Source organism: Mucilaginibacter gossypii, from assembly GCF_900100945.1.
Taxonomy (GTDB): domain Bacteria; phylum Bacteroidota; class Bacteroidia; order Sphingobacteriales; family Sphingobacteriaceae; genus Mucilaginibacter; species Mucilaginibacter gossypii.
Genome location: NZ_FNCG01000008.1, coordinates 85,252 through 111,691 on the forward strand (window position 1 = coordinate 85,252; position 26,440 = coordinate 111,691).

The 26,440-nt window shown below is 44.4% G+C and carries 21 protein-coding genes and 1 tRNA gene; 10 read left to right on the top strand and 12 right to left on the bottom strand.

Features of this window, described 5'->3' with window-relative positions; translation table 11 throughout:
* The first annotated feature begins 9 nt into the window (after positions 1–9).
* From BLS28_RS16040 to BLS28_RS16050, 3 genes are all read left to right on the top strand, one after another.
* Positions 10–411, top strand: a complete 402-nt coding sequence (locus BLS28_RS16040) for a ribonuclease E inhibitor RraB (RefSeq protein WP_091169299.1) — start codon at positions 10–12, stop codon at positions 409–411.
* Between the two features lie 63 nt (positions 412–474).
* Complete coding sequence (locus BLS28_RS16045; RefSeq protein ID WP_091169301.1) at positions 475–2,220, top strand: M14 family zinc carboxypeptidase; 1,746 nt, start codon at positions 475–477, stop codon at positions 2,218–2,220.
* The gene (locus BLS28_RS16050; RefSeq protein WP_091169304.1) at positions 2,221–2,850 is read left to right on the top strand and encodes a rhomboid family intramembrane serine protease; all 630 of its coding nucleotides are present in this window, start codon (positions 2,221–2,223) and stop codon (positions 2,848–2,850) included. It begins immediately after the preceding gene.
* Here BLS28_RS16050 and BLS28_RS16055 read toward each other — a convergent pair.
* Entirely contained in the window at positions 2,819–3,808 is a 990-nt protein-coding gene (locus tag BLS28_RS16055) for a hypothetical protein (protein WP_091169306.1), read from the bottom strand. The two genes, BLS28_RS16050 and BLS28_RS16055, sit on opposite strands and share 32 nt — an antisense overlap.
* 54 nt (positions 3,809–3,862) lie before the next feature.
* On the opposite strand from BLS28_RS16055, the gene BLS28_RS16060 reads away from it, so the two are divergent.
* Together BLS28_RS16060 and BLS28_RS16065 are read left to right on the top strand one after the other, a co-directional pair.
* Entirely contained in the window at positions 3,863–4,876 is a 1,014-nt protein-coding gene (locus tag BLS28_RS16060) for a dipeptide epimerase (protein WP_091169719.1), read from the top strand.
* A gap of 114 nt (positions 4,877–4,990) precedes the next feature.
* Positions 4,991–5,176, top strand: a complete 186-nt coding sequence (locus BLS28_RS16065) for a CsbD family protein (protein ID WP_091169309.1) — start codon at positions 4,991–4,993, stop codon at positions 5,174–5,176.
* 32 nt (positions 5,177–5,208) lie between these two features.
* On the opposite strand, the gene BLS28_RS16070 is transcribed toward BLS28_RS16065, so the two are convergent.
* A complete protein-coding gene (locus BLS28_RS16070) occupies positions 5,209–5,760 on the bottom strand; it encodes a Uma2 family endonuclease (RefSeq protein WP_091169312.1) in 552 nt (183 codons plus the stop codon).
* 131 nt (positions 5,761–5,891) lie between these two features.
* On the opposite strand from BLS28_RS16070, the gene BLS28_RS16075 reads away from it, so the two are divergent.
* The 4 genes from BLS28_RS16075 to lpxB are packed head-to-tail and all read left to right on the top strand — an operon-like array spanning position 5,892 to position 9,453.
* A complete protein-coding gene (locus BLS28_RS16075) occupies positions 5,892–7,244 on the top strand; it encodes a hypothetical protein (protein ID WP_091169314.1) in 1,353 nt (450 codons plus the stop codon).
* A gap of 42 nt (positions 7,245–7,286) precedes the next feature.
* Entirely contained in the window at positions 7,287–8,060 is a 774-nt protein-coding gene (surE, locus tag BLS28_RS16080; RefSeq protein ID WP_091169318.1) for a 5'/3'-nucleotidase SurE, read from the top strand.
* 2 nt (positions 8,061–8,062) lie between these two features.
* Positions 8,063–8,329 carry a hypothetical protein gene (locus BLS28_RS16085; RefSeq protein WP_091169321.1) on the top strand — a complete coding sequence of 89 codons (267 nt, stop codon included), beginning with the start codon at positions 8,063–8,065 and terminating at the stop codon, positions 8,327–8,329.
* Complete coding sequence (gene lpxB / locus BLS28_RS16090; protein WP_091169324.1) at positions 8,329–9,453, top strand: lipid-A-disaccharide synthase; 1,125 nt, start codon at positions 8,329–8,331, stop codon at positions 9,451–9,453. The genes BLS28_RS16085 and lpxB overlap by 1 nt, the downstream gene beginning before the upstream one ends.
* Before the next feature lie 92 nt (positions 9,454–9,545).
* On the opposite strand, the gene BLS28_RS30860 is transcribed toward lpxB, so the two are convergent.
* The 5 genes from BLS28_RS30860 to BLS28_RS16095 all read right to left on the bottom strand — a co-directional run bounded on the left by BLS28_RS30860 (position 9,546) and on the right by BLS28_RS16095 (position 12,066).
* The gene (locus tag BLS28_RS30860) at positions 9,546–9,713 is read right to left on the bottom strand and encodes a hypothetical protein (RefSeq protein WP_167516292.1); all 168 of its coding nucleotides are present in this window, start codon (positions 9,711–9,713) and stop codon (positions 9,546–9,548) included.
* Between the two features lie 377 nt (positions 9,714–10,090).
* A complete protein-coding gene (locus BLS28_RS30865) occupies positions 10,091–10,255 on the bottom strand; it encodes a hypothetical protein (RefSeq protein ID WP_158604167.1) in 165 nt (54 codons plus the stop codon).
* A gap of 38 nt (positions 10,256–10,293) precedes the next feature.
* Positions 10,294–10,422, bottom strand: coding sequence for a hypothetical protein (locus BLS28_RS31370; protein WP_255485329.1), 129 nt, complete (start codon positions 10,420–10,422; stop codon positions 10,294–10,296).
* A 54-nt stretch (positions 10,423–10,476) separates the two neighbouring features.
* Positions 10,477–10,653: a hypothetical protein gene (locus BLS28_RS30870; protein ID WP_167516293.1), complete on the bottom strand. Its 177-nt coding sequence runs from the start codon at positions 10,651–10,653 to the stop codon at positions 10,477–10,479.
* A gap of 201 nt (positions 10,654–10,854) precedes the next feature.
* Positions 10,855–12,066, bottom strand: a complete 1,212-nt coding sequence (locus BLS28_RS16095; protein ID WP_218134436.1) for an MFS transporter — start codon at positions 12,064–12,066, stop codon at positions 10,855–10,857.
* 773 nt (positions 12,067–12,839) lie between these two features.
* Here BLS28_RS16095 and BLS28_RS16100 point away from each other — a divergent pair.
* Positions 12,840–12,913 (top strand) — tRNA-Ala (locus BLS28_RS16100).
* A 797-nt stretch (positions 12,914–13,710) separates the two neighbouring features.
* On the opposite strand, the gene BLS28_RS16105 is transcribed toward BLS28_RS16100, so the two are convergent.
* The 5 genes from BLS28_RS16105 to recB form a co-directional block, all read right to left on the bottom strand.
* Entirely contained in the window at positions 13,711–14,019 is a 309-nt protein-coding gene (locus BLS28_RS16105; protein WP_091169327.1) for a hypothetical protein, read from the bottom strand.
* Between the two features lies 1 nt (position 14,020).
* Positions 14,021–15,364 (bottom strand): McrC family protein, encoded by a 1,344-nt coding sequence (locus BLS28_RS16110; RefSeq protein WP_091169330.1) that lies wholly within the window; start codon positions 15,362–15,364, stop codon positions 14,021–14,023.
* Positions 15,339–17,807 carry a DUF8426 domain-containing protein gene (locus BLS28_RS16115; protein ID WP_091169333.1) on the bottom strand — a complete coding sequence of 823 codons (2,469 nt, stop codon included), beginning with the start codon at positions 17,805–17,807 and terminating at the stop codon, positions 15,339–15,341. Before BLS28_RS16115 ends, BLS28_RS16110 begins: the two co-directional genes overlap by 26 nt.
* A gap of 41 nt (positions 17,808–17,848) precedes the next feature.
* Positions 17,849–22,720 carry a DEAD/DEAH box helicase gene (locus BLS28_RS16120; protein ID WP_091169336.1) on the bottom strand — a complete coding sequence of 1,624 codons (4,872 nt, stop codon included), beginning with the start codon at positions 22,718–22,720 and terminating at the stop codon, positions 17,849–17,851.
* A 340-nt stretch (positions 22,721–23,060) separates the two neighbouring features.
* Complete coding sequence (gene recB / locus BLS28_RS16125; protein WP_091169340.1) at positions 23,061–26,438, bottom strand: exodeoxyribonuclease V subunit beta; 3,378 nt, start codon at positions 26,436–26,438, stop codon at positions 23,061–23,063.
* Between the last annotated feature and the right edge of the window lie 2 nt (positions 26,439–26,440).

The window sequence follows — 26,440 nt, forward strand, 5'->3', positions numbered from 1 at the left end:
TTTATCACCGTGGGATTATTCAGTTTTTTCGGTAAAAAGGATAACGGACAATTTGTATCGGCAGAGGCATTCAGTGAAAAATCGACAATACAGCTTAACATGTTGCCGGTACTTATGGAAAAACTAAGGGCGTTAAATGTTGACGAAGACAGGGAACTGATGCTTGAGTTTTTCTTTTACACCAATACCTATCAAAAGTCTGGGGCATTTGCGCAGGAATTATCCAATTTGAACTACCAGGTAAAATATGGCGTTTCTGAAGGGGATAAAAATCTATTCATTATTACCGGCTGGTCTGCTAAGGTAAAAATGCAAGATGCAGTTGTAGCTTCATGGATTAGCCAGATGTGTAGCCTTGGTTATAAATTTGATTGTGAGTTCGACGGCTGGGGTACCACACCCGATCAGTAATATTATTGTGTGCCGCACATCTAATTGGCATTCTTAAACTATATTTGAGCAACGTATTTGCTTATGAAGATAGTTTTCGCTGCCCTTATTGCCTGTTCCATTGCCTTATCTGCCCAAGCCCAGCTTACACCGTTTGAGTTAAGTAAGGATAAAAATTATACCGCCACCTACGCCCAGGTAATTGATTACTATCAAAAGTTAAATAAGCTGTATCCGCAGCAAATGAAACTTATCAACTATGGCACAACCGATGTGGGTAAACCCTTAACACTTGTAGTGCTTTCAAAAGATAAAATATTTGATCCCGCGGTTATTAAAAAGCAAAATAAAAGGGTATTGCTCATCAATAACGGCATCCACCCTGGCGAGCCGGAAGGTATCGATGCCAGTATGATGCTGGTGCGTGATCTGCTTAAAAATAATACCCTGCCAAAAGATGTGGTGATATGCCTGATTGCACTTTATAATATTGACGGCAATCTTAACCGTGGCCTGAGCCGTGTAAGTCAGAACGGTCCATCGGCTTACGGCTTTAGGGGTAATTATCGCAATCTTGATTTAAACCGCGATTTTATTAAGGCCGATAGCCGCAATGCTTTAGCCTTTACACAGATCCTCACTACCTGGAAGCCCGAAATCTTTTTAGATAATCACACCAGCGATGGCGCCGACTATCAATATGTGATGACGCTCATTGAAACTCAAAAGGAAAAGCAAAATCCCATCCTGGCCGATTATACCACCGAAACACTTACGCCGTACCTGTACAGCAAAATGAAAAAGAGCGGCTATGAAATGATACCTTATGGCGCTGGAGAAGAGGGCTTACCCGATTCTGGCATTGTTAGTTTTTTGGAAACCCCTCGCTTTGCTACCGGTTTTACTGCCCAGCATAACATCATCAGCTATATTACCGAAACGCACATGCTGAAGCCTTTTGACAAGCGTGTATACGCAACTTATGATTTTATGCAGCACCTTATTGAAATTAACCAGCGCGATGCGAAACTGATAGGAGAACTGAAGCGTAAAGCCGATGAACAGGTAACCAGCCAAAAAACTTTTGCATTGAGCTGGGCGGTTGATAAAAGTAAGGTTGATACCATCACCTTTAAAGGTTATGAGGCAGGCTATAAAACCAGCGGAGTGAGCGGATTGCCAAGACTATATTATGATCGTGATAAGCCATACACTAAAACCATCAAATATTTTAACACCTATAAAGTTACCGCCACTGCCGATAAACCGGTAGCTTACGTAATTCCGCAGGCATGGGGTAAGGTGGTTGATCTGTTTAAGCTGAATGGGGTGCAAATGAAACAACTGGCACATGACACCACGCTTAACCTGCAAATGTATTATATAGCCGATCTGAAAACACCGGCCCGGCCATTTGAGGGCCATTATCTGCATACCGGCGTAAAACTTAACCCGGTGGATATGCCTGTTAAATTTTATACCGGCGATTATGTAGTATATACTAATCAACCAATAAACCGTTATATCGTGGAAACGCTGGAACCGCAGGGTGTCGACTCGTTTTTTGCGTGGAACTTTTTTGATTCGGTGCTGGGCGAAAAAGAATATTTTTCGGACTATGTTTTTGAAGATATAGCCGCCGATCTGCTAAAAAAGGATCCATCTATTAGACAAAAACTGGACGATGCCAAAGCGAAAGACCCACAGCTGGCCAATAATGCTGGTGCGCAATTGTTCTTTGTTTACCGCAATTCGCCTTACTTTGAAAAAACTTTTATGCGCTACCCGGTAGGCAGACTATTAACTAATACCAAACTCGACCTTAAATAAATGGAATATTTACAAACGGCCCCAGTGGCCTGTGCTATTTTCGTAATAACAATTATTACTTCGCTTTTAGCTTTTTCAAACAATAACCTTTATGGCCGTATGATGCTGCATCCTTACACCGTTTCGCGGGGAAAGGATATTCATACCATCATCACCAGCGGGCTTATTCACCGCGACTGGATGCATTTGTTTTTTAACATGCTGTCATTTTATTTTTTTGCGTTTGGGCTTGAACCGTTATTGGGTCACGTTCAGTTTGCCATATTGTATACCGTAAGCTTGATTTTGAGCGATATGCCTACTGTGCTTAAACACAAAGATCATTACAGTTATTACAGCCTTGGGGCTTCAGGAGCGGTAAGTGCGGTTATTTTTAGCGCCATATTATACAACCCTCTTGCTCAAATGATGATATTGCCGATACCTATTCCTATCCCGGCAGTAATATTTGGCGTGTTATATTTAGTGTATTGCCACTTCGCGTCGAAATATTCACGTGATCAAATTAACCACGACGCCCACTTTTATGGTGCACTGAGTGGTTTAATGATCACCATTATATTTCACCACGAAATTTTACCTGATTTTTGGCAGCAGATTACAATGGCAGTTTCAAATCTTGGCCATTAATAAACTCCCCATCGGCATTAAATAGAAAGCTTATAGGTTTTTCGGGGTTCTTGATGATCTCTAACAGCAGGAACCCCCAATTTTTCCAAAAGTTTTCCAGTACCTGCCCATAGGTTTTGTTCATCCAGTCATCAAATAGCGGCTTGCTGCTTGTGCCACGCAGGGGCAGGGCTTCTACGGAAATGGTATCGCCTATATTGAAAATATCATACTCAGGCAGGCGGTTAAACAAATAAGCCGAGTAAAAGAAGCGGGCGTTTAACTCTTCAAACTGAATGGGGTGTAGGACATGATCTGCAATTTTATCTAAAGCTTCTTTATGATAGCGGGCGTTGGCACCGTTATCCTGCAGGCAAAGTATCAGGCCAAAATCTTTTATCCTCAATGAAAAGGTAAGCGTATTGATTTCATCGCGGTAGCCAAAAACGTTTTCAGCATTATCAACCTTAAACAATACCAGGCTATACGGCTTAAAACCATCAAACTCAACCGGCAGATTGAGGCTTTGCAGCATCATGTGCAAGTTGTTAAACTTGTGGATGATAGATTGCGAAACATTAAACTCTTCGCCCTGCGAGTGCTGGAGTTTGATGCCGGCCTGGATCTCATTAAAAATAATTCCGTACAGCAATTTGCCCGCCCACAGAAACAGTTTATCCTCATCAAGCGCCTTTACAGCTTCGTAACCGGTCTCAAAAGCAGCAGCAATTTCGTTTTCGAGCGGTTCAAGATAGCGTTCGTTAACTTCGGCTGTGCAGGGGAGTTTTAGGTCTTTGTAAGTCGCCATGCTTTCGTCGAGCAACTTAAAAGGCTTATCTTCCAGCTCATAACGGCTCATGAGCCATTGCGGAAATACCTGGATCTGTTCCTCGGGCGAATTAAGGTTTTGCCCTGTAAGGAAACATTTATTGTTGCTGAAATTGAAATTAGTGAACGGTGAATAAATTTGTGCCGGCATGGCCGCAAAGATAAGCACGATTTTCGTACTAAAATTTTAGCTTTGGTTTTTAACATGGAACTGACATATCAACCTTACGAGCTTCAGCTGAAGCATGCTTTTACGATAGCCAAATTTTCGCGTACCTCTACCCCGGTTATGCTGGTGCAGATCAGCCACGAAAGTAAAACAGGTTACGGCGAAGCCTCAATGGTGCCTTATATGGGCGAAAGCCATCAAAGCGCTGCCGAATTTTTAAGCAAGGTTGATATCCGCCAATTTAGCTATCCTTTTGATTTTGGAGCGATCGTCAATTACCTTGATAGCATTGCCCCCGGTAATCCGGCCATTAAAGCAGCTTTTGATATTGCATTACATGACCTGGACGGCAAATTAAAAAAACAGCCATGCTGGCAGTTATTAGGAAGCAACCCAGCCCTGATGCCTGTTACCAGTTTCACGATAGGCATTGATACGCCCGAAATGATCATCAAAAAGGTAAAAGAGGCAGAGGGTTTTAAAGTGATCAAGGTTAAGCTTGGTCGGGATACAGATAAAGAATTGATTACCACCATTCGCTCGGTTACCGATGTGCCGCTTTATGTAGATGCTAACCAGGGCTGGTCAGATCTGCAGCAGAGTTTGGATATGACCCACTGGCTGCATGAGCAAGGGGTACAATTGATAGAGCAGCCCATGCTCAAAACTGATCCCGACAGCAATGCCTGGCTCACCGAACGCAGTCCTATTCCTATTATTGGCGATGAAGCCGTTCAACGTTTTGAAGATGTGGAAAAAGCCAAAGGTGTTTATACCGGGATCAATATTAAACTGATGAAATCTGCAGGTTTATATGAAGCGAAAAGAATGATTGACAAAGCCCGCGAGCTTGACCTGAAGATCATGATTGGATGTATGACCGAAACAAGCTGTGCCGCTTTAGCAGGTTTAGCCATTGCTCCGCAAGCAGATTGGGTTGACCTTGACGGCCCCTTTTTAGTAAGTAATAACCCTTATGTAATGCCGGAATTTAGTGGCGGAAAATACATACTAAACCACGATCCGGGCTTAGGGTTGAGATTAAGTTAAGTAGCTTTGATAACCATTCCAGGGCTTTCAACTTTCGGCATTCTGCTTTTGGCTTCTTTTAAAACCATCCTCCTATCCCATCTGTTATCCTGATGCATCTAAATAAAAAACATCATGGATAAATTAGAAATAAAAGGCGGATGGAATGAGCTGAAAGGCAAAATAAAGCAAGCTTACGGCGACCTTACCGACGATGACCTTGCCTGGCAGGAAGGTAAAGATGATGAAACACTTGGCAAGCTTCAGAAAAAAACGGGCAAAACCCGCGATGAACTGGTAAAGTGGATAAACAGTTTATAAAAGATCAGAAAAGCTCCGGGAACGGGGCTTTTTTATTTAAATAACTTTGAAAGTTCCAGTTTAAAACCAGGAATTACCATTGACGTTAGGGCTTCTGTTTTAAGAGCCTTCTGCTGTAAACTATAACCTTTATGGGTTAGCTTATACATGTCGGCATTTTCCTGTACGGGATCTATAATGATATACTCTGCTACGCCGTATTTTTCATAAACATCCTTTTTTTGCCTTAAATCATAGTAAGCAGTAGAAGGAGAACGAATTTCGATGATCAAATCAGGAGCGCCTTCAATCCTATCTTTTACAAGTTCGGCAACCCTACCTTCTTTTATATAAAGTATATCTGGCTGAAGCACATTTCCATCATCAAATTTTACATCCATTGGTGCGCTTACAAGAAAGCCATTATCATTTATGCTATCTAAAAAGTTAGACAATAGCTGTATAATTTTAGCAGATAACTGTTGGTGGGCAGGAATAGGAGAAGGCGACGTAATTAAATCATAGTTGATCAGCTGAAACGGCGCACCTTCCTCAAGCATCAAATAATCATCAACGGTGTATTTTTTCTTATCAGCCGTCAGCATAAATCAAATATAACTAAAATTCATTTTGTTACCAATATAGCCGCCATGTAAACAAACCCAATATTATTAAATATTATATATGCAACTATTCCGATGCAGGCGTGTCATATAAGTACTTATAACTACAAAACATGAAACTAAACCTCAACCATCTAATCTTATTTATTTTATTTTTTACATTCTCATCTACATTATCTGCACAGGAAAACGCTTTAGAAAAAGCCGCATCCAACGCCGAGAAAAGGATCAGCCAGATCCGGGTTAACAATGAGATCGACGCCGATTCAACCTTTAAACTGCTTAGCAACTGGCATACTTACCCGGATATAAAAGGCGGCAAAGACTATCTTTTCTACTATACTGATTCGCTGTTTGGTAAAGTGCCGTTCAGGGTGTTTGTGCCTGTTTCTTATAATAACATACGTAAATCCACTTGTATACTATTACTTCATGGTGCCGTTGGCCAAAGTAGTTTCGCCGATGCAGACAGCATTCAAAAATTTGACGATGATATCATTTTTGCCATCCTTAAAAAGCAGGATAACGTCATTATCAGGCCGATTGGTGACCCTAAAAAGTTCTTCAACTGGGTATTAAATAAAAAAGCTTTTCGCGATCGCGATGTGCCAAATTTTACCTATCAAACACTGGCCAATATATTAATTTCGGTAAAAAAGCAAGTTAACATCAACGACAGCGAGGTGTTTGCTTTAGGTCATTCAGATGGCTCCGATGGCGCTATTGGCCTGGGTATTTATGTCCCTAATCAATTCGCCGGCTTTATGGCGTATAATTCAATGTTCGACAATATCTTTGCCCGCGACTTTTATATCAGAAACATTATAAACAGTCCGCTATACGTGGTACATTCCGACCTCGACGACCTGCGCCCCATCCAACAAACCCGCATTGTTATGGATTGGTTAAAAGATAAACCAGACCATTTAATTTACAAAGAATACATCGGCTACCAACATTACGATAAGCATTTAAACACCGACCTTCCTTATACACCCGTATTTATAAATAGTGTGAGCCGTAACTTATTCAAAAACAAAATCTATTGGGAATGCTATAGCGATAAAATTTATAATTCGTACGCGTGGATAAAACTAACGGGTATCGATACCGGGCTTAATCGTGCTGCCTGGCATCAGTCACTTACTTTTCCTAATTATGATAAGATCAAAAAAGAAATTGATACCAGGTACCGGCAGTATCAGGGCCTGAACAAAAGCGCCGCCGTTAAAGGGACATTTTTCAATAATACATTCAACCTTGAAACATCGGGTGTAAAAGAAACAGAGATAATGATTAGCCCACTAATGGTAAACCTGGAGCAACCGGTTGTTGTAAACATAAACGGCAAACAGGTTTTCAGAGGCAAAATACAAGCGGACAAAAACTTTATGCTTCGGAATTTCAAAGCCAGTTTTGACAGGGATGCCATTTGGGTAAACTCGGTTAAATTAAAAGTAGAATAAGCCTGGCCGGGTTACATTGTTGAGGATTGTTAACTTTGCCCAATGAAAGTTACCAAACCCACCATACTTGTTGTAAATGACGATGGCATCACCGCGCCGGGCATCAAAGCCCTGATGGATGCCATGGCCGAAATTGGCCGTGTTGTAGTTGTTGCTCCGGATAGTCCGCAATCAGGTATGGGGCATGCCATTACCATCGGCAAACCTTTACGGCTTGACCAGGTTGACATTTACGAGGGCATTGAAATGTACCGCTGCTCGGGTACTCCGGTTGATTGCGTGAAGCTGGCTGTTAACAAGATCTTTAAAGGTAAAAAGCCTGATCTTTGTGTTTCGGGCATTAACCATGGCCTTAATAACTCTATCAATGTGCTGTATTCGGGCACGATGTCGGCAGCGGTTGAGGGAGCCATTGAGGGTATCCCGTCGATAGGTTTTTCGTTAGATGATTATACTTTACAGGCCGATTTTGAGCCTTGCATCAAGTTTGTAAAAGAACTTGCTTTACAGGTTTTAGCCCATGGTTTACCACAAGCCAGTTTGTTAAATGTAAACTTTCCTGGCACCAAACACATTAAAGGCATTAAAATATGCAGGCAGGCGGCGGCCAAATGGGCCGAAGAATTTGATGAACGCATGGATCCGCATAAAAGGCCTTATTACTGGCTTACCGGTGTTTTTCAATTAAATGATGGTGGCGAGGATACCGATGTCTGGGCTTTGGAACAGGGTTATGCTTCGGTTGTGCCGGTGCAGTTTGATATGACCGCACACCACGTTATCCCCTACTTAAACAACTGGAAATTCAACCTGTAATTATGCTAAACAAAAACGACGTATCCTTAGGCCTGCTCATCGGCGCTATACTGCCAGGCGTTAGTCTGTTTGTTTTTGGATTTCTGCTTAAAAATCAACTGGTTTTCTTGCATAAGCCGGGCATTCCCTACTTTGTCGCTTTTGCCATCAATTTGTTTATCATCCGTTATTTTTATGGCAAAGGGGCCGATAAAACGGGAAACGGTATCGCTATGATCTCGCTTTTGTTTATGCTGGCCATATTCATTTTTAAATTGCAATCTCTATAATGAAATATTACCTGGTAGCCGGCGAAGCTTCGGGCGATTTGCACGGGGCTAATTTGATGAAAGCACTCAAATCGCTTGACCCTGATGCTGATTTCCGTTTTTTTGGCGGCGACCTGATGCAGGCCGAGGGCGGCACACTGGTAAAACATTATGCCGATATGGCTTTTATGGGCTTTGTTGAAGTGGTTGCCAACCTGCAAACCATTCTTAAAAACATGAGATCGTGCAAGCGGGATATCTCTGCTTACCACCCCGACGTATTGATCTTGATAGATTTTCCCGGCTTTAACCTCAAAATAGCCGAATACGCCAAAGCTAACAGCATACCGGTTAACTACTATATTTCGCCCAAGGTATGGGCCTGGAACCAGAAGCGGGTGTTAAAGATCAAACGCATTGTTGACCACCTGTTTTGCATATTGCCTTTTGAAGTGGCATTTTACAAAGAGTGGGGAATGGATGTTGATTATGTAGGTAACCCTTTGCTTGACTCGGTTTCAGCATTTAATCCTGACCCTGATTTTCTGCAAAAAAATAAACTTGGCGAAAAGAAAATTATAGCACTGTTACCCGGCAGCCGCAAACAGGAAATCAGCAGACTGCTGCCCGATATGATCCGGGCTTCGGCCAACTTTCCTGAATACCAGTTTGTAATTGCCGGTGCACCGGCTTTTCAGGCTGATTATTATGCGCCTTACTTAAACCGCGAAGAGATCCCCGTTGTATTTAACTGCACTTATGATCTGCTGAATCATGCCCATGCAGCTATTGTAGCTTCCGGCACCGCAACACTTGAAACCGCGCTGTTTGATGTGCCGCAGGTAGTGGTTTATAAAGGCGGGAAATTAACCATCGCCATAGCGCGCATGCTGGTTAAGCTTAAATTTATATCGTTGGTTAACCTGATCATGGATAAAGCGGTAGTGAAGGAGTTGATCCAGGAAGAGTGTACGGCTAACAAGATAAGTGAAGAGTTAAAACTGATTGTCAATGATGTAACCTATCGCCAAAATATACTCAATAATTATGACGAGCTTGATGTGCGCATGGGGCAACCGGGCGCATCAGCCAAAACAGCCGGGTTAATTGTTAAATATACTGAAGCAGATAGGAAATCACAGTAAATTCAGCGACTTCTTTAAAGTAAAAGACCATTATTGCTGTACGCAATGACGCAGGGAAATGCTATTTAGCCAGGTTGTTTTTAACAACAAGCTCAGGATTCTATTTCTTTATCATTATTTTCTTCTGGTTTTAGTTCGGATTGGATGATATCCTGTTCCAGCTTTTTTTCATCTTTCTGGTTTCGCCTGATGATCCAAACCAGCAAAATAATAACAGCAATAACAACAATTGTTACTATGGGATAATTAACCTGGTCCATAATGTTTGTATTTATGTAGAGTATGTAATTTCACAGATAACAATACACCATACAGACAATCAGTCTTTAGCTCCTGCTCGTGCAGGATCAATTGACCGTAACCGATTTGTTCATCACCTGGTTAACGGTACCACTCGTAAATAGATGGTGCAATATGATGTTCAACCGCATAGGCCATTCGCCCGCCGCTTTACCCAAATAACCGTTTCAGGCATTTACTTTAGGTGACCAAAGTGTTAATATATTGTTATTTAATATTAAACAAAGATAGCATTAAGCTTGCCCGGCTTTACTAAAAAAATAGAGCCCTGTTTTTGCAGGGCTCCACGTTTTCATAGGTGATGTTAGTACTCGATAGGTAGATATATATATGTTGATCAAGCGGCAGACAGCGTTTGCTGTGCTGCTACCTGCTTGTTGTTGCTCATGAATTGGGTTTTGGCCCTGTAGTTTTTCAGATCTTCCCTCAACAGCTCCAATAATTCGGCATCAAAGCGTGCAAGTAATTTAGTTATTGCGGGGGTTGGTTTATATGCTTTCATAGGTAGATGTAGTGTAGGTGATGTTTTTTATATTTAGTTTAAGCTGCCGGCGTTAAATAGGGCGTTTTAGTTTTAATAGCTTTTAAGTCGCTCATGATGATGTTTTTAAGTGCATTATCAAAGCTTGCTATTAGTTTGGTGGTTGATGTTTGTTTTTGCGTTTTCATGTTGTAGGTTTTGAATGTTTTATTTGAATGCTTTAATATTTTAATGTCTTCGTTTTAGTCTTTCTTTTTTTCGTTCCCGTTTTCGGTGAGGTTATCGTGGCGGCGTTTTGCTTCTTTATACTGCCTTAATATTTGTTCCTCATCGCGTGGGTCTGAAGTTTTTGTCGGTTCCACTGGGTTTTCCCACTCTTTCTCTTCTTCAGGTTTAACCGCTTTGTCTTTTGCCTTCATAACAACTGCGTTTGATAAGTACCAATCTAAATCAATGCCAAACTTTTATCGGAGAGCAAAAAAAGTCATTAAAAATTCAGATTTATTTTACAATTTGGTGTAAATGGCTGTAATACAGTGATTTTTTTTAGGAGAAAAAATTTAATTTTTTTGGCCAACTCTACCCGGGATAGCCATTCGGACCAGATAAACAGGTATGCGTTACCGAACATCAGGTGCATTACCGGACGATTTCCTGTAGTATAACAAATGCACCGCTATTACTATTACCGATAGGACAGCTCCAATAGCACATACCCCGTTCCACTCGTAGTTTTTCCAAACCAGGCTGGCGAAGAACGTGCCTAAAGCCCCGCCTATAAAATAAGACACCATGTACACTGTATTGATACGATTGCGGGCTTCCGGGATCAATGCAAAAATAATAGACTGGTTAGAGATATGAGTAGCCTGCACACCCATATCAAGCAGAATAACCCCGATGATGAGCCCTATTATACTATGGCTCGAAAAATAGAATACAATAAAAGAGATCAGGATAAGCGAAAGTGTATAAATTGATAATTTGTATGCGTCCATTTTATCACTCAGGCGCCCCATAAAGCCAACGGCTACCGCACCGAAAGCGCCAACAAGGCCAAACATACCCGCAGCGGCGCTGCCCTCATTAAACTGAGGCTGTTTTAACAGGAATACCAGCGTTGTCCAAAATGCGCTGAAACCGGCAAAACATAAAGCCCCTCTGAATGCTGCCAACCTTAACTTAGGCTGGGTTTTTACTAAATGGATCAATGATTTCATCAATTTACCGTAATTGCCTTTATAATCGGGTTCAATTTCGGGCAAAAACAAAAATATCATAATCCAGATGAGCAACATTAACCCGGCGGCTATATAAAACATGCTTCGCCAGCCAAAATGCTCGCCTATAAAACCGCTTAATGTGCGTGACAGCAAAATGCCGATTAATAAGCCGCTCATTACAAAGCCAATCTTCTTACCCCGCTCATGTGGCTTGGCTAAGTGGGCCGCCATTGGGATCAGCAATTGCGGAATAATCGATGATACGCCCACCAAAAAACCCGCTATCATAAGTATAGTTACCGAAGGCGCCATGGCGCAGGCTATTAACGATATGATCATGAGCACAAAATCAATTAAAATAAGACGCTTACGCTTAAGCATATCCGCCAATGGCACTATAAATAATAAACCTGTAGCGTAGCCAATTTGCGTAAAAAGCGATATTTGCTGCGCTTTTTTATCGCTTACGCCAAAAGTATTCGCCATATCGGCCAGTAATGGTTGATTATAATATATGTTTGCTACCACCAAACCTGTAGCTATGGTCATGATCCATAAAGTTAATGGCGTAAGATGCGGATGTTGTTTTGCGGTATGTGTTGATGACATATTTTAAAAGGCAGTATGTTTTTGCTGCAAAAGTGTTAAAGCATCTTTAAAAAAAAGCCTTTGTAAAGTAATTTTTATTATGCAAGTGCGTTTAGAACATAAATTGTTTTAGCAGACAATCGTTCTTTAAAGAGCTAAAAGCAGTATTAAGGCAAAAAAAATGTGGTATTTTGGAGTTTTTTAAAGAAAAATTAGCGATTATTTTGCTTTAAAAACAAAAGACGCTTTGAAATTTAATTTTAAGCCGGGTTTAAATTCTAATTTTACTTTAAAAATCATTTAAAATTAAATTTTTGTAAACTTTATAAATAAAATCGTATCATTTTTGAATAAAAATGAACGAAGTAATAATTATTATCAAATAATTTGAAAAAATTAGTAAATTAATAATGTTTTATTCTTATTTTTGACAGTAAGATACCGGATGGTAGTGTAATTAATAAAACTTACAAAACAATTACAAAATATATTTTCCGAATATCAAAACTTAGTGTTACTTTTACACCGTGTTAAAAATAACGCAATACATAAAGTAGTCTTCTCATAATTTAGGTTTATAATTGGTTAGTAAAGGCCCCTGCCCATCAGGGGCTTTACTTTTTTATAAGCTTTTGTTCCCGCCCGTGAAGCAATTTAGGGCAGGCCAGGTGCATGTATATTTTAAGTTTAAATTAAACAAGCCGACGGTAAAGGCGCTGGGACAGGATCGGATAAAATAAATAACAATAGAATTTCATTTTAATTCACAAAATTCTATATTTGCAGCCCACCACGGGGGATTAGCTCAGCTGGCTAGAGCGCTTGCATGGCATGCAAGAGGTCATCGGTTCGACTCCGATATTCTCCACCTTGATAATCAGGCATTTACGAAGCTCGTAAATGCCTTTTTTCTTACTGATAAAACCGTGATAAAACAAAAAACGGTTTAAAATGGCATAAAACTTCAGCAAAATTGGAATACTAAGCTTTTATTAAAAGGCAAGGAAGGGAACATAACGTGTAAACGGGACATAGAATGTCTTGGCGCGAATCATGAAAAATGAACGAGTTTGTTGAAACTTTAAAGTTTGCGCCTTAAAAGAACTAATTTAAACGCTGAATTTTATTAAAGATATTCCATAAAGATTATGTCCTATGAGTAATTCCCGACCTACAACCTTCGGCATCCTCGGCTACCATACTATTTTTAAGAAAGGCCGCCAAATAAATAGAACTCGACATTAATTTGGAATCATCATCTTGTTCAAGAAATTCGGTCATTGATAATAAATAGTTATCCTTCGTTGGCTGGTCATTAGACAGCGGCCAGCGAAGCGCTAGAAACGGCTACATAATCAGCACATTGTGCGTGATTCATAGAGTATTGAAAAATGTTAAAATAAAGCGGCTTATAATCAACCTTTTGGAAGCAAAGTTCTGAACTCTCCCTCTCCCAATCTATGCATCTTCAATCGGAAGATACTATCCAGGAAACCTTTATTGTCGCCTTTAGCAATGAAGAGCAGATCTTTGGCAGACAACAAGGTGTCAATATCATCGATCCCTCTCTTTGCACATCATAGTGAGAAAGATGCCATATACCAAGATAGCTGGTAACATGCTGGGGATATATACTGGTCGAGTTCCGGGTAATAAAGGCGTTTATTAAGGCTCGTAAACCTCCTTCGGTAGCAAATGCAGCAAAGCGTAAATGGGGCTGTTTAAATGGGTGATGCCGAACGGCCGCAGCGCATCCGGCCCCTGAGTATATATCTCGGGATGTTGTTGTAAAATTTCAATCGCCGTCACCAGGCGTGCAAAAGGAACAGGTGTATCCTGCCCGGTTTCCCGGCTGACCACCACCGAGCTGCGTTTCAATGCCATAAAACCAAAGGCATTCAAAGGCGGCACCTGAGCGTGCTCCTCATCGATCAGCCGTTGTAATATGCGCCCTAAAATAATTTTCGCGTCCATATCAAACCAATTGAAGCAAAGTAGTTAACTGCTTGTTGAGCCGGGCCTTGAGCCCTGCAAAGTCGTTGATCGACCAGAACGGCACCTCCGCCGCGATGATCTGGATCTCCTGCCCGTCAAAAGCCGAACGGACATAAAAGGAATCCGGTTCCCGGCAGCTTTCGATGACGTTCGGGTAAAGCAGCAATACCTTCCGGCAGCCGCGGCGCAGGCCATAGGCAGTCATCTGGTACATATCACTTTGGGATACGCCCTTTTTGGGATCGCTCCAAAGCGCGCCTTCACGCAGTTTATACTTGGTATCGATGATCACTTGGACGGTATCGTCAGCCACAGAGGTCAGCAACAAGTCGTGCCGCATTTGAAAAGCGGTAACGGGACGTTCCACCAGCGATATACCGCCTTTCTGCGTTTCGGCCAGCCAGTCGGCCGACAGTTCCTGCCGGATAAAGGCGCTGATGAAATCCTCGAAGATCAATTCCATCGGTAACAGAAGGCTCCATTGCGGCTGTTCATAAAACTGGTGCCCGTATACCTCGCTGTCCAGCACCAGCCGGCAGCTGTTCATGACCGGCTCATAATCCGCAAACGTGCTGTTCAGCCGCACCCGGTTCAAACTCTGACTGCTGCAAGGTTCGTCGCTTACATCGTCCAGCACAAACAAGACCTCATCCAGTTTGGCCTGCGTCGCATAGAAACGTGCCCTGCCTTTCAGCAGGCGGCAGACATATTTGATCACCCGGTTCAGTTGGTTATCATAAACCAGCGGCTCGTAATCGCATTCCAGGATATGTGCATTGCCGTAGCTGAAGCCTTTGGCCAGATAACGCTCAAAATTGATCCGGCCGCGGGGGACGCTCATCGAAACGCCCACCTCTTCGTACAACAACAGGGGTTTCGCGGATACAACCAATAAAAACTGTTCCGCCATCAGGTTAATCAACAATTCGGGTAAACTGGAACAATCCTGCGCAGCTAGATTGACATCGGTAAACGGAAAACGCCAGTGCGGGCAATAATCCAGCCACCAGAACAAATGTTGCAGGATCAGCGAGGTATTCCTGTCGTTGAGTTCCAGCCCCTTAAATATTTTTGGATAAATCTCCAGTTGGAGCTTTTCGTTTTGAATAAAGCCGATAAAGTTCCGGGCACGGGCGCGCTCGCCGTCAAAGTTTACAAAACCCTGGTAGGAAGATCTTGCCGGACCCTCGGGATCAGCATCATCCAAAGCATCCCGGCCGGCATAGTTAGCCTGCCAGAGTGCTTCCAGCTGCGGGCGTAACTGGTCGCGCCCGCCGGTTTCGAACCAGTCGCCGAACTCAAATATTTTCGTCTGGGTTAGCATCCTTTTTGATTTCTGTGACCTCCCAGCGGTAGCTGCTGTCACTAAATTTCACCTTCCAGTCCGAACCTTCGAAGATCGCACTCACCTCTTCGCTCCGGTTATTAAAATATTCGCTCAACAGCGGGATCACCTTCTTTAACAAAATGTCTTCCAGGCTATCCTTACTTAAAAAGTAAGCGTGGCCGATCAAATAATCCGCCGACTTTTTCTTTTGGTAGATCTGCTGGTTGATAAACTTCAGCAATTTCACCCGTTTCGGCTCCTGTTCCGCCTTCACCAGCACATCCAGGTCAGGATAATAACCGATAAATTCAAAACGGCGGCGCAAAGCGATATCCAGCAGCGCGATCGATTTATCGGCCGTATTCATCGTCCCAACGATAAACAAATTGGGCGGCACGGAAAAGTTCTGCTCGCCGTTGGGCAGCGTCACCAGCAAGGCATTCGCACGCCCGAGCCGTTTATCATCCTCCAGCAGCGTGATCAGCTCGCCAAACACCCGCGAGATATTGCCGCGGTTGATCTCATCAATAATCAGCACATAGCGCTTCATCGTTTCCTTCGGCCCGGTTTCCTTGGCCTGCCTGCTGCGCAGCTCTTTCACCAGCGGCTGGTAATAAACGCCCAGGCCGGAATTAAACTCACGGTTGCCCTCCACGATCGCCTGTAAGGTCGAAACGCTCAACGTATGGATAGAGGGCGCCTTCTCCTTTTCAAAACGGATCGTGCCGTTCTCCACATCGGTAATAAAAAACTTCTTGCCCGAGGCCATGGTAACCGTCACCTTATCCCCTTTCTCCAGCGGTGCTACCAGTTCGGCAAACACCTCTTCGAAACCCCTGCCCAGGCTGCGCTTTTCGCGCGCGGCTAGGTAATTCGCCTTGGCCCTTTGCACCAGCTGGTAAAAGATCCCCTTAAAGGGCTTGAAGCGGAGCTCCTCGAACTCCGCGTCCGGCCGCAGGCCCACCATAAAGTCCTCGTAACTGTAGTTCTGGTGAAAGGTCACAAACTCGATCTGGCCCTCGCCCTTTAGGATATCAAAACGCTCCTTATATTGTTGATGATCGTCCGCCGATTCGCCGTCGATAATCTTAACGGCTTCATCGATGGTGTGGTAGGTCTTACCGGTACCCGGCGGGCCGTACAAGATCCGGTTCAATGGCGGCAGATCTTCTTCATCGATTTGCAATTCGCTCACTTTCGGCTCATCCGTCACGAAATACAGATCTTTTTCGCGAAACACGTTTTCGTATTCCGGGTAAGCTTTGACATAAGCCGCCAGGATATCCTTGTAGGGCAGGCTGGGTGAAAAAGTGTCCGGCCGGAACAGGTTCTTATAAGATGGGAACAGGTAACTGGTATATTCCCAGGGTTTGTCCGCAATCCACTGTACCGCACGTTGATGCCGGTAAAAGGGTGCACCCGCATCATACTGGTAATCACCAATAATAATACCGATCCCCACCAGCTTATTCAGGCCGCTGTTCGCAAACACCACATCACCTGCGTGCGCCTCTTTAAACAACATCAGGTTCCAGCTCTGGTTAGACTGCGAATCCGCCGGCAGGTTCATCAACACATTGAGTTCTGCCCGTGAATTGACCTGGTCCAGGTCCCTGTCTAAATCTTTCTCACTAAAATCAATCGCTATGGTATTGCTCACGAGATCGCCCGCCCAGCGCGAAGCCTGCGGTCCCGGTGAATATTTATAAAAGGCACGCGTAAAACTTTCCGTCACTTGTTCAGCGGCATTATAATCACAAAAGAAAGTATCGTACAACTGCCATATAGGTAATTCATCCGCATCAAACTCATGCGGCAATTCCGCGTTAATTACCTTTTTCAGGGTATTATCCTTGCGTTTCCGGCCTTTCCCTACATAAGCAGTATTGTCCCTAAAATAACTCTGTACCTCCGGGTCGAAGAACTCGACCTCAGCCAATTTCCATTCTTCATCACGCTCCAGGTAAAGTTGCAGGTCGCGGCTAACTGCTTCAGGTTTATCCGCCGACAACCTGATCTTCCGGTAATTCGTTTCCTCATTATAAAAATCGTCCGACAACAGCAGCTCTTCCGTTAATGCGGGATCAACAATCAGTTGAAAAAACGCTTTTTTATAAGGCCTTTTGATCGTAAAAATGATCAGGTCCAGCGGCATATAAAAGTACTTGATGGCCGCCAGCCAGGCACCGGTCATCCCTTCTATGGCTTCCTTGACGACCTTAAAATAGAGGTTACGGCCATCGTCGCCCCAATGCGAGGCCCGCCAAAGGTGGACCTGGCTGTTAGCGATCATAAACACATAAACCGGTTCAACCGAAAAATCCTCAATCGTGTTCAGGTCACCAAAATAACTGGTGCCTTTTTCCGCGTAATAATATGCCTTTGATAACTGATCGCGCGGCTCCTGGTTAATATTGATACGGCCAAAAAATAACTTCATCGTAATAAGTAAATAGGTTTATAATAAAAATCACGTCAACATTAAAGCGTACTAAAATCCAGTTTTGGCAAGCCCTCCACGATCTCGACCGTCCGCACACTCAGCGTAATGATACTCAGCAATAGATCCAATATATAAGCAGGCTTACCTACTTCCGCCGCCCAGTCATTCGGGTCATTCACAATCCCGCTTTCCTTATGCGTAGTGACCTGGTAACGTTCCATGATCCATTCAATCGCGCTTTTCCCGTTAACCGTATAACCATAAGCTTTAGCCGGTATATTTTCCACACTGATATACGGGTTATAAATTATGCAATCCTTTTCGTTCTTTTTCGGGAACTTCATCTTATTCACTGTAAAATGACCTGTCTCCCTGCCCTTCACCACCACACCGTCATATGGTAATACCTTCTCATAGTTGATGTGCAGCTCTGCCAGTTCCCTGCCCGCCTTACTAAACTTCCAGAAATCACGCACGTCCTCAATCAAAGGGATTCGAGGCATTAGTTTTTTAAGATCATTGGAAAAGGTGTGACGATAATTGGGGTTGTGAAAAATACCGTAGACATAGTAAAAAATATCTTCTTTATTAATAGTCTTACCGTAGATTGACTTTGCCCTATCCAAAATAAAATCACTGATGGCATCCCGTCGGATAAACTCCTCTTTATCGCCTGTATCAAAAAGTCCTGGAGAATGATGATTTGACTTTTCGTAATAATAAAGTGGAAAGCATTGTGCTTTCTCGACAGCATCCAAATTGATTATAGTGTCAGAAATCAGAACTGAAAATTCTTTTGAGGAGCCGACCCCCGATACAGCTATAACTTTATTTACCAATCCTTGACTTGGAAGGATTGCGGGTTGTTGATAGACACATTCATTAAAATCCCGATTGAAATAAAGGTATTCTTTTACGAATGGGCGATATAAACCGACTATGATTGAATTTTGCGCAAATGCCCGCCTCTTGCCAGATTTTAAAGCTTGCTTAACTGCACGAGACCAACTTATCTGACTTGGGTCACTATTTAAAAAATCTTCAATAACTATTTCCTTAGCCTGCTTGGATGCGTCCACAAACCTTTCAACTTCGTTGTTATAAAATTGAATGCTCCGCGACATATTTTGTTCAAGTGATAACCTTGAAAACGAATAAACCCAAGCATCGCGATTAGTAACAACACCGTTTGAGTTGATATTGAAGTAGGTTTCTAAGTTTTTGTCTTTCCCGGCGACTGGTATATATTGTTCAAATCCTTCGTTGCGGTGATTAATCCAATCCCCTTCATTATTAGGTATAAGTGATTGCCATTTTAGATTCCCATACAAGATAGATTTAAAACTTTTAATTTTATGTAGCTTTTCTTCACGGCTCAAGTAATCACCTATATCGTGATAATTAATCTTTGCGTTTTCGACACCAGATCCCGTTTTTTTTATTAATAAAGTAATCGTGATGGGCGTTCGTGATCCCGAACCGAAAATCTTGCCGCCCTCTCTTCTTGACAGTTCTCCACTGGTTCTTTGATTTCCTCTAAGATCAAATACATAAATGTTAGAAAACTCCCTTTCAATAGATTTTCTAAAACCTGACGTCGCATTCCCATCGAGCCAAGACCCGTTCGATACAAAACAAATAATCCCACCATCCTTACCCAGCCTGTCCGTTGCCCATCTAAATGCTTTAATATAAGCGTCGTATAATGCTTTATTCATGCTGGTCGTTGACTGCGACACATAGGTATCCGCAATACGCTGATCTAAACGTTCATAGACCTGGTTTTTGGCGTTATCGTTTTCTGATTTCTGTCCTACCGAATATGGCGGGTTCCCAAAGATCACCCTCAACGGCGCTGAACGTTGCCGCTCCACCCTTTCGGAATTCTGAGAGAACATTTCTGAAAACAAGCGCTCATTGCCATCAGTCTCGCCCAGTTGAAAGGTATCTGTCAGACAAATCCCTTCAAATGACTGGTAGTCCGTAGCCTCCATCACATCGTGGTAAACATTTTCAATATTTACCGCGGCGATATAATAAGCCAGCAACACTAGTTCATTAGCAAAAATTTCAGATTGATACTTCCGCGGCAGGTCCTTTTTATCGATCAGGCCACTTTGCAACAGACGCGTAATAAAAGTGCCTGTTCCGGTAAACGGATCCAGGATATGAACGTTCTCGTCGCTTAATGACTGCCCAAACTCTTTCATCAGTACATCATTAACTGAATGGATAATGAAATCCACTACGTCAATAGGCGTGTAAACTATACCCAGCTTTTCAACCAATTTCGGGAAAGCGGTCTTAAAGAACTTGTCATACAGCTCGACAATGATTTTCTGCTTGCCTTCCGCATTATCAATATCGGCTGCACGCATCCGTACCGATTCATAAAACTTATGCAGCGTTTCATAGTCTCCGTCAATTGTTTGCGCCTCGATCAGATCCAGCATACCTTGCATAGATTGCGAGATGGGGTTATTCTGTACAAAAGAATAGCCTTCAAACAAAGCGTCAAAAACCGGCCGTGTGATGATATGCTGCGCCAGCATTTCGATTGATTCCAGTTCGGTAATACTCGGGTTGATGTTTTTACGCAGTCCTTCCAGGAACCTTTCAAAGCCATCACGGTGCACACCTTCCTGGCTGATCAGCAAGGTAATACGCTTAACCTGCCGTTCGGCAATCTCAGCCACGCTTTTGGCCCACTGCTCCCAGTAACGGCGGTCGCCCACCTTTTGTACCATTTTGGCAAAGATCACATGCTGCAACTGTTCAAACTGGATGGCCAGCTGGCGGTTCATCGCCTCCTGCGCCGCTGCCGCCAAACTGCCGCCTTCGCCGGCGACAGGCATGGCACCATCTTCACCAAAGGTGAATTCCGGCCGGCCCACTAATATCTGCTTCGGCTGCTTTTTATTCAGTTCAATTTTATTGACCGTAGCGTTAAACCGGTCGTCATGCGCCCTTAGTGCATTGAGTACTGTCCAAACTACTTTATAACGATCATTGTCATCGAGCGCCTTGTCCGGCTCGATATCCGATGGGATCACGATCGGAATAATGATATAACCATATTTCTTGCCCGGCGCTAGGCGCATCACCCGGCCCACCGACTGCACCACATCCACTTCCGAGTTCCTGGCTGACAAAAACATCACGGCGTCCAGCGAGGGCACATCCACGCCTTCGCTCAGACAGCGCACATTCGTCAGGACTCGGCACTGCTGGTCCTCCGGCTCGCTTTTTAGCCAGCTTAACAGTTCCTCCCTTTCCGGCGCCGCCATAGTACCATCGATATGCCTGGAGCTGACCTGCACCATCTGCTCGCGCTTCTCTAGTGGTAAGGCTTCGACATAGGTAGCTGTCACGTCATTATAACTGCTGGTGATCTTTTTAGAGGCCGCGATATTCTGGCAAAAAGCTACTGCGCGGCGCATCGGCTCCGGGTCGGTCGCTGCCAGAATACCTTCATCCCCCAGCATTTGTTTCGACAAAGCATTCACACAGCCGATCAACTTGGACGCATCATCGGCGTTGATCTCGCTGTTCTCATCCATGATCATTTTCTGCACAGCCGGCGGCACATCCCCCTCGCTCAGTGTCAGGATCAGTACTTTATAATCGGTCAGCAAACCACTTGCCACCGCCGCGCCAAAGCCTATCCGATAGATCTCTTCGCCATACAAGGCAGGGTCATCCATCGAACAAATCGGCGCATCAGCCTGCGCCGCTTTGCTTTTGCTGTCTGCACTGTAAATACGCGGCGTCGCCGTCATATATAAACGCTTTTTGGCTTTTATAAAGTCGTTATTGTGCACCTTCGTAAAAGCGGACTCATCCGTACCGGCAATAGAAACGCCCGTTGTCCGGTGCGCCTCATCGCAAACGATCAGGTCAAATGGCCCAAAGTCCGGGTCCGCGGCCAGTAAAGCCGCCTGCGCCTCAGCGATCACCTGTATAGACTGGTAGGTCGAAAACACCACGGTCATCCCGGGGTGGCCACTGGCTTTAATATTTTCAAATTGTTTAACAATGCTTTTGATATCCGTCGACGCCGGCAAAGCCAGATCGACCGTACTCGTGTCGTTGGTATCCTCGGTTTTCGCTTTCTGGCGGGCGATCTGCGCATCCGAACAAATACAGATCGCATTGATCGGCTCGCCCGCATCCGAACTCCATTCCCTTAAAGTTTGCCCTAATAACGCGATCGACGGCACCAAAAACAGGATCAACCCTTTGCCATCAGTTTCATTTTCCGCGATCTTCAACGAGTTAAAGGTCTTTCCGGTCCCGCAGGCCATGATCAGTTTACCCCGGTCAGCGCTTTGGAAATGCGCATGCGTTTTCTCCAGCGCCTCCTTTTGGTGCGGCCTCAAGGTTTTCTTGGCCGTACGCGAAACCTCGCCATGGATGCCGTTCTCCAGCTTCTCCCAGTTCACCGGCGCCTGCTGCAATTCGAACAAATTCAGCCGCGTTACCGCCGGGTGCTGGTTGCGTATAGCTTCCTCGGCATTACTGCCCCATTTTTTACCCGTTGTATCGATCCACATCCGGTGGCTGAAACCAACTGTTTGCAGTTCTGCGTTTTTAAAGCGCCTTCCTGAAGTCGATAGAAACCCATCCACCGCCGGCTTATCGATGGCTGTACCTTCTTGGTAACATTTACACTGGATCGCCCAGAAATCCCCTTCATTGGTCATGGCCACCAGGTCAATACCCGTATCACCGCCGCCCAGGTCGTTGCGGCCAAAAAATTCCGTCCACAGCCAGACGCGCTTAAAACGGTAGGCGAAACGCGGATCGGTAAGCAGGTAAGCCTGCATCAGCCGTTCAAAACGGTCGCCCTTGTCGCGTTCGGAAAAAGAAACCTTACGGTATTTATCGAGAATTTGATTAAAAGAAGTCATTAATAATTGATCAGATCCGTCCCTAACGGAAATTCAAAAGTAATCCATTTTTTGCCAATATCTGCGACAATCCGGGTGATTACAATCAGGATAGCAAAACATGCCGGCCAACCCTACACTTCGCTCAAAAATGCTGGCCAATCAGCAATGACGCCGGCTGTCTCTCCCTGTAGCATGTCGTCTGCGGCAGATCAGCCCAGGCTAGGCACAGGATAATTTGTAGCCCATCTTCAATAGTAATGTCCAGCACCCTCCCTTTGGTCAGCAGGCTGCCGAAATTTGTTCCGATGTTAAATTAATGCGAGTCCTTATCGTCGTCGGAAATAAACTGTGGCCGATTTTAAGCCGTCTCAGGCGTCATGAATAAATCTTCCAGGCCAACAATTTCCGCCAGTGCAGGCCGATAGGTAAACACGCCCGTTTCAGCTCCGTTTCTAACGCCCCTTAAAAACATATAGATGACCCCGCCAAAATGCTTTTCATAGCTGAAATCAGCTAGCCGCACACTTAAATATTTCTTCAGGGCCACCGCGTAAAGCAAGTATTGCAAGTGGTAGTGGTATTCATCCATTGCCTGTTTTAGTTCGTCGCCGGCATATGCTTCCGTCGAGAATCCCAAAAAGTTCGATTTCCAGTCCAGTAAATAATATTTGCCGTTCAATTCAAAAAACAAGTCGATCTTGCCGTTCATGATGCCTGAATAATCACGGTCTTCACCACTGCCCAGGATGCCGAGCTGCCGGTTATTGAAGACACTTACCGGAAAATCGAACTCAAACTCACTGATCCGGGCATTCCGGTTTATGCTGGATAAAGCAATGGTTTGATCGTTGACCATTATTTTTGAGCCAATAACATGGTCGAGCAATTGTAAAAGCATTTGGGCGATAACGACCGTTGACCCAGGAAAGAACCGGTTCAAACCTGCGTCAATCACCTGCTGCCATCCCTTAAGGTCGCCGAAGTCGATGTTTTCAAATAAATAATGCAGGAAATTGCCTGTTATTGCGCCTTTAGGCAGTTGCTTAAAAATAAAGACATCATAGGCAGCCTCAGGCGTGGTAATATCCTCCCGCGGAATGTATTCGTGTTTAGCCGTCAAAAAGGTATAGCTCAATTTATGCCAGTTGGGTTCTGCCAGCACGAATTGTTTTGCCGTCCGGGGCGGAACAGCCTGCCAGGGCGCTGAAAAGTTTCGGGTGCTGTCGGCCGCCGGCCCTGTGCCATCTGCAAAAATTATTAAGTCGGACGGGGGCGGCGCATCTTTTAAGGCTTTGAAAAAATCGTTTAAGCTGGAATTGTTATATCGCCAGTCAGTATTCTTCACCAGGTAACATTGGTATACAGCGCGGGTGATGGCCACATACAGCAGGCGCTTGTTTTCTTGTTCCTGCTGTGCGCGGTAAGCAGCCAGCTGATCACTGGAAAGCTGCGATTGATGAATGAATAAATACTCCGCGCTATCGTGATCGCGAAAACTACAGAAAACAAAATCGTCCTTAAACTTAAAATCCAGGTAGGGCGCAAAAACAATGGGGTATTCCAGGCCCTTGCTTTTGTGGATCGTGACGATTTTTACAGATTCTTCATCACTTTCTATACGTTGCTGGTATTCATCGCCACCAACATCCATTCCATCGACAGCCTTTTGCAGCCAATTGATCAGCTCGATATTGGCCAATTGTTTTCCGGTTTGGACCTTGTGAAGCAGTTCAGTCAGCTGCACCAGGTTGGTTAAGACCCGCTCGCCGCCTTCGTGTTTCTGACTCAATAAACGTTTCCTGACCTGGTGCTCAGCAAAAAAGCCAGTTAAGGCGACGTAGATGCCTGCATTGGCCCATAATTCACCGTATTGCTGAAACTGTTCAAGTGTTTGTTCCTCATTCAGTTTTAATAAAGCATCGCGGCCGAGGCCGGCTATGGGCGTTAGTAAAGCTTTATTGATCGCACTGCGGCTTGGCGTTTCAAATGCAGTAAGCAGGGCCAGCATAGAAACGGCTTCCAGCGTATTTAATATCCTGGCATCATCGATCGTCACTGCCGGTATCCCTAACCTCCCGAGGGCGGCTTTGACATCTGCGCCTTCATACCGGTTTCTAACCAGTACGCCTATGGCCGCCGGTGTGACCTGTTGCTTTTTGTCTTTTTTGACCAGCACAGCGGTGGGATCGTTCAGCAATTGATGGATCGCCTGGGCGGTCATATTCGCGGCCGCCGGTTTGTTCGGTGCCTGGTAGACCGACATCGGAACTTGTAGCTCGTCATTCCGGTAAAGGCCCATATTTTCCAGGCCGTCCGGCGCTTCAACAGCGACATACTTAATGCCATTCTCTCCAGTTCCGAAGCTAAACGTGTCAAAATCCTGTACAGGCTCGAAGAAATTATTCATGGCGGCGATTAGCGTCGGGCTTGAGCGGAAATTGGTATTCATTTCATATTTCGCGCTCACGTTTTCTGCCGCCTGCAGGTAAGTAAATATATCCGCCTTTCTGAATGAATAGATCGATTGCTTGGGGTCGCCGATATAAAACAATATGGTTTCATCACCGAAAAAATATTCAAATAACTCGTACTGCAATTTATCGGTGTCCTGGAATTCATCAATAAAAACCGCCTTGAACTTACTTTGCATCAAGGCTTTAAGCGCTCCGTTCTTATCTGTCATGGCTGCCCGGTGCAGTTTGTTGATCAAATCATCGAATAACAAGATGCTATGCTGGGACTTATAGCTATCGATCTCCTCAACCGCCACCTCGATAGCCATACAGATCAAACGGTCGATCAAATCCCAAATGATTTGCTGCGACCGTTCTTTCAGCGCGTCGACGTCATCACATTGTTCAAGTAGTTCTTCGTATAACCGATTGATATATGCCGAGCCCTTTTGGCGTTTCTCTTTAATGGCCGCAATAAATGCCGGCGGATCACCGATCAAGATTGATAGATTTCTTCTAGCCGTTGCGTCCGCTTGTGTACGGGCATGCATAGCTGTATCGGTCGTTACCGACTCGAACAGCGCAGTTTCCGCTTGTATGGCCGCAGCATGGGCTTCCGCCAGCGAAATTTCCAACGCCGCTTTATCATCGGCACTTAAACTATAATGCCTACCCTGCACATAATTAACATAGCGCTGCCCTGCCATATAGCCTTTAATAGCATCCGCGAGCCACTTCCGGCTAAATCCTTGTAACAGCAGCTCTCTAAGCAAAACGGCCGTCAGCGTCGTTATTTTTTCACGCCAGAATTTATTGACCTCTTCCTCGACTAACAAAGATGGATCTTCTAAAAGTTCGCAATCGAATAGTTGGCCGGTTTCAAAAGCGAACTCGTTCAGCGATTGCTGGCAAAAACTATGGATCGTCATCACAGCGGTCTCGTCCAGCAACAGTGTGGCGCTGCGCAGCAGCTCACGAATAGCTGCTTCATCAGCCTGACCGATCGCTTCCTGTACAATCGAAGCGATCAGCGGATCTGGGATCTGTTCCCCTTTTGCAGCCTGGTAAGCCAGGCGAACGAACAAACGGATCCGTTCCTCCAGCTCGGCCACAGCAGCCTTCGTATAGGTTACCATCAATATCTGTTTGACTTCCAGTCGCTTTTGCAGGAGCAAACGAAGCATTAATAAAGCAATGGAATAGGTCTTACCCGTTCCGGCGCTGGCTTCGATCAGGTTACTGCCTGTTAAGGGCACATTTTTTACATCAAATTTCTCTGCCATTT

What these genes read in the sequence shown, in the direction of transcription:
- BLS28_RS16045 (WP_091169301.1), top strand. Translation starts at nt 475, where the DNA reads ATGAAGATAGTTTTCGCTGCCCTTATTGCCTGTTCCATTGCCTTATCT.
- BLS28_RS16050 (WP_091169304.1), top strand. Translation starts at nt 2,221, where the DNA reads ATGGAATATTTACAAACGGCCCCAGTGGCCTGTGCTATTTTCGTAATA.
- BLS28_RS16055 (WP_091169306.1), bottom strand. Translation starts at nt 3,808, where the DNA reads ATGCCGGCACAAATTTATTCACCGTTCACTAATTTCAATTTCAGCAAC.
- BLS28_RS16060 (WP_091169719.1), top strand. Translation starts at nt 3,863, where the DNA reads ATGGAACTGACATATCAACCTTACGAGCTTCAGCTGAAGCATGCTTTT.
- BLS28_RS16065 (WP_091169309.1), top strand. Translation starts at nt 4,991, where the DNA reads ATGGATAAATTAGAAATAAAAGGCGGATGGAATGAGCTGAAAGGCAAA.
- BLS28_RS16070 (WP_091169312.1), bottom strand. Translation starts at nt 5,760, where the DNA reads ATGCTGACGGCTGATAAGAAAAAATACACCGTTGATGATTATTTGATG.
- BLS28_RS16075 (WP_091169314.1), top strand. Translation starts at nt 5,892, where the DNA reads ATGAAACTAAACCTCAACCATCTAATCTTATTTATTTTATTTTTTACA.
- surE (WP_091169318.1), top strand. Translation starts at nt 7,287, where the DNA reads ATGAAAGTTACCAAACCCACCATACTTGTTGTAAATGACGATGGCATC.
- BLS28_RS16085 (WP_091169321.1), top strand. Translation starts at nt 8,063, where the DNA reads ATGCTAAACAAAAACGACGTATCCTTAGGCCTGCTCATCGGCGCTATA.
- lpxB (WP_091169324.1), top strand. Translation starts at nt 8,329, where the DNA reads ATGAAATATTACCTGGTAGCCGGCGAAGCTTCGGGCGATTTGCACGGG.
- BLS28_RS30860 (WP_167516292.1), bottom strand. Translation starts at nt 9,713, where the DNA reads ATGGACCAGGTTAATTATCCCATAGTAACAATTGTTGTTATTGCTGTT.
- BLS28_RS30865 (WP_158604167.1), bottom strand. Translation starts at nt 10,255, where the DNA reads ATGAAAGCATATAAACCAACCCCCGCAATAACTAAATTACTTGCACGC.
- BLS28_RS31370 (WP_255485329.1), bottom strand. Translation starts at nt 10,422, where the DNA reads ATGAAAACGCAAAAACAAACATCAACCACCAAACTAATAGCAAGCTTT.
- BLS28_RS30870 (WP_167516293.1), bottom strand. Translation starts at nt 10,653, where the DNA reads ATGAAGGCAAAAGACAAAGCGGTTAAACCTGAAGAAGAGAAAGAGTGG.
- BLS28_RS16095 (WP_218134436.1), bottom strand. Translation starts at nt 12,066, where the DNA reads ATGTCATCAACACATACCGCAAAACAACATCCGCATCTTACGCCATTA.
- BLS28_RS16105 (WP_091169327.1), bottom strand. Translation starts at nt 14,019, where the DNA reads ATGGACGCGAAAATTATTTTAGGGCGCATATTACAACGGCTGATCGAT.
- BLS28_RS16110 (WP_091169330.1), bottom strand. Translation starts at nt 15,364, where the DNA reads ATGCTAACCCAGACGAAAATATTTGAGTTCGGCGACTGGTTCGAAACC.
- BLS28_RS16115 (WP_091169333.1), bottom strand. Translation starts at nt 17,807, where the DNA reads ATGAAGTTATTTTTTGGCCGTATCAATATTAACCAGGAGCCGCGCGAT.
- BLS28_RS16120 (WP_091169336.1), bottom strand. Translation starts at nt 22,720, where the DNA reads ATGACTTCTTTTAATCAAATTCTCGATAAATACCGTAAGGTTTCTTTT.
- recB (WP_091169340.1), bottom strand. Translation starts at nt 26,438, where the DNA reads ATGGCAGAGAAATTTGATGTAAAAAATGTGCCCTTAACAGGCAGTAAC.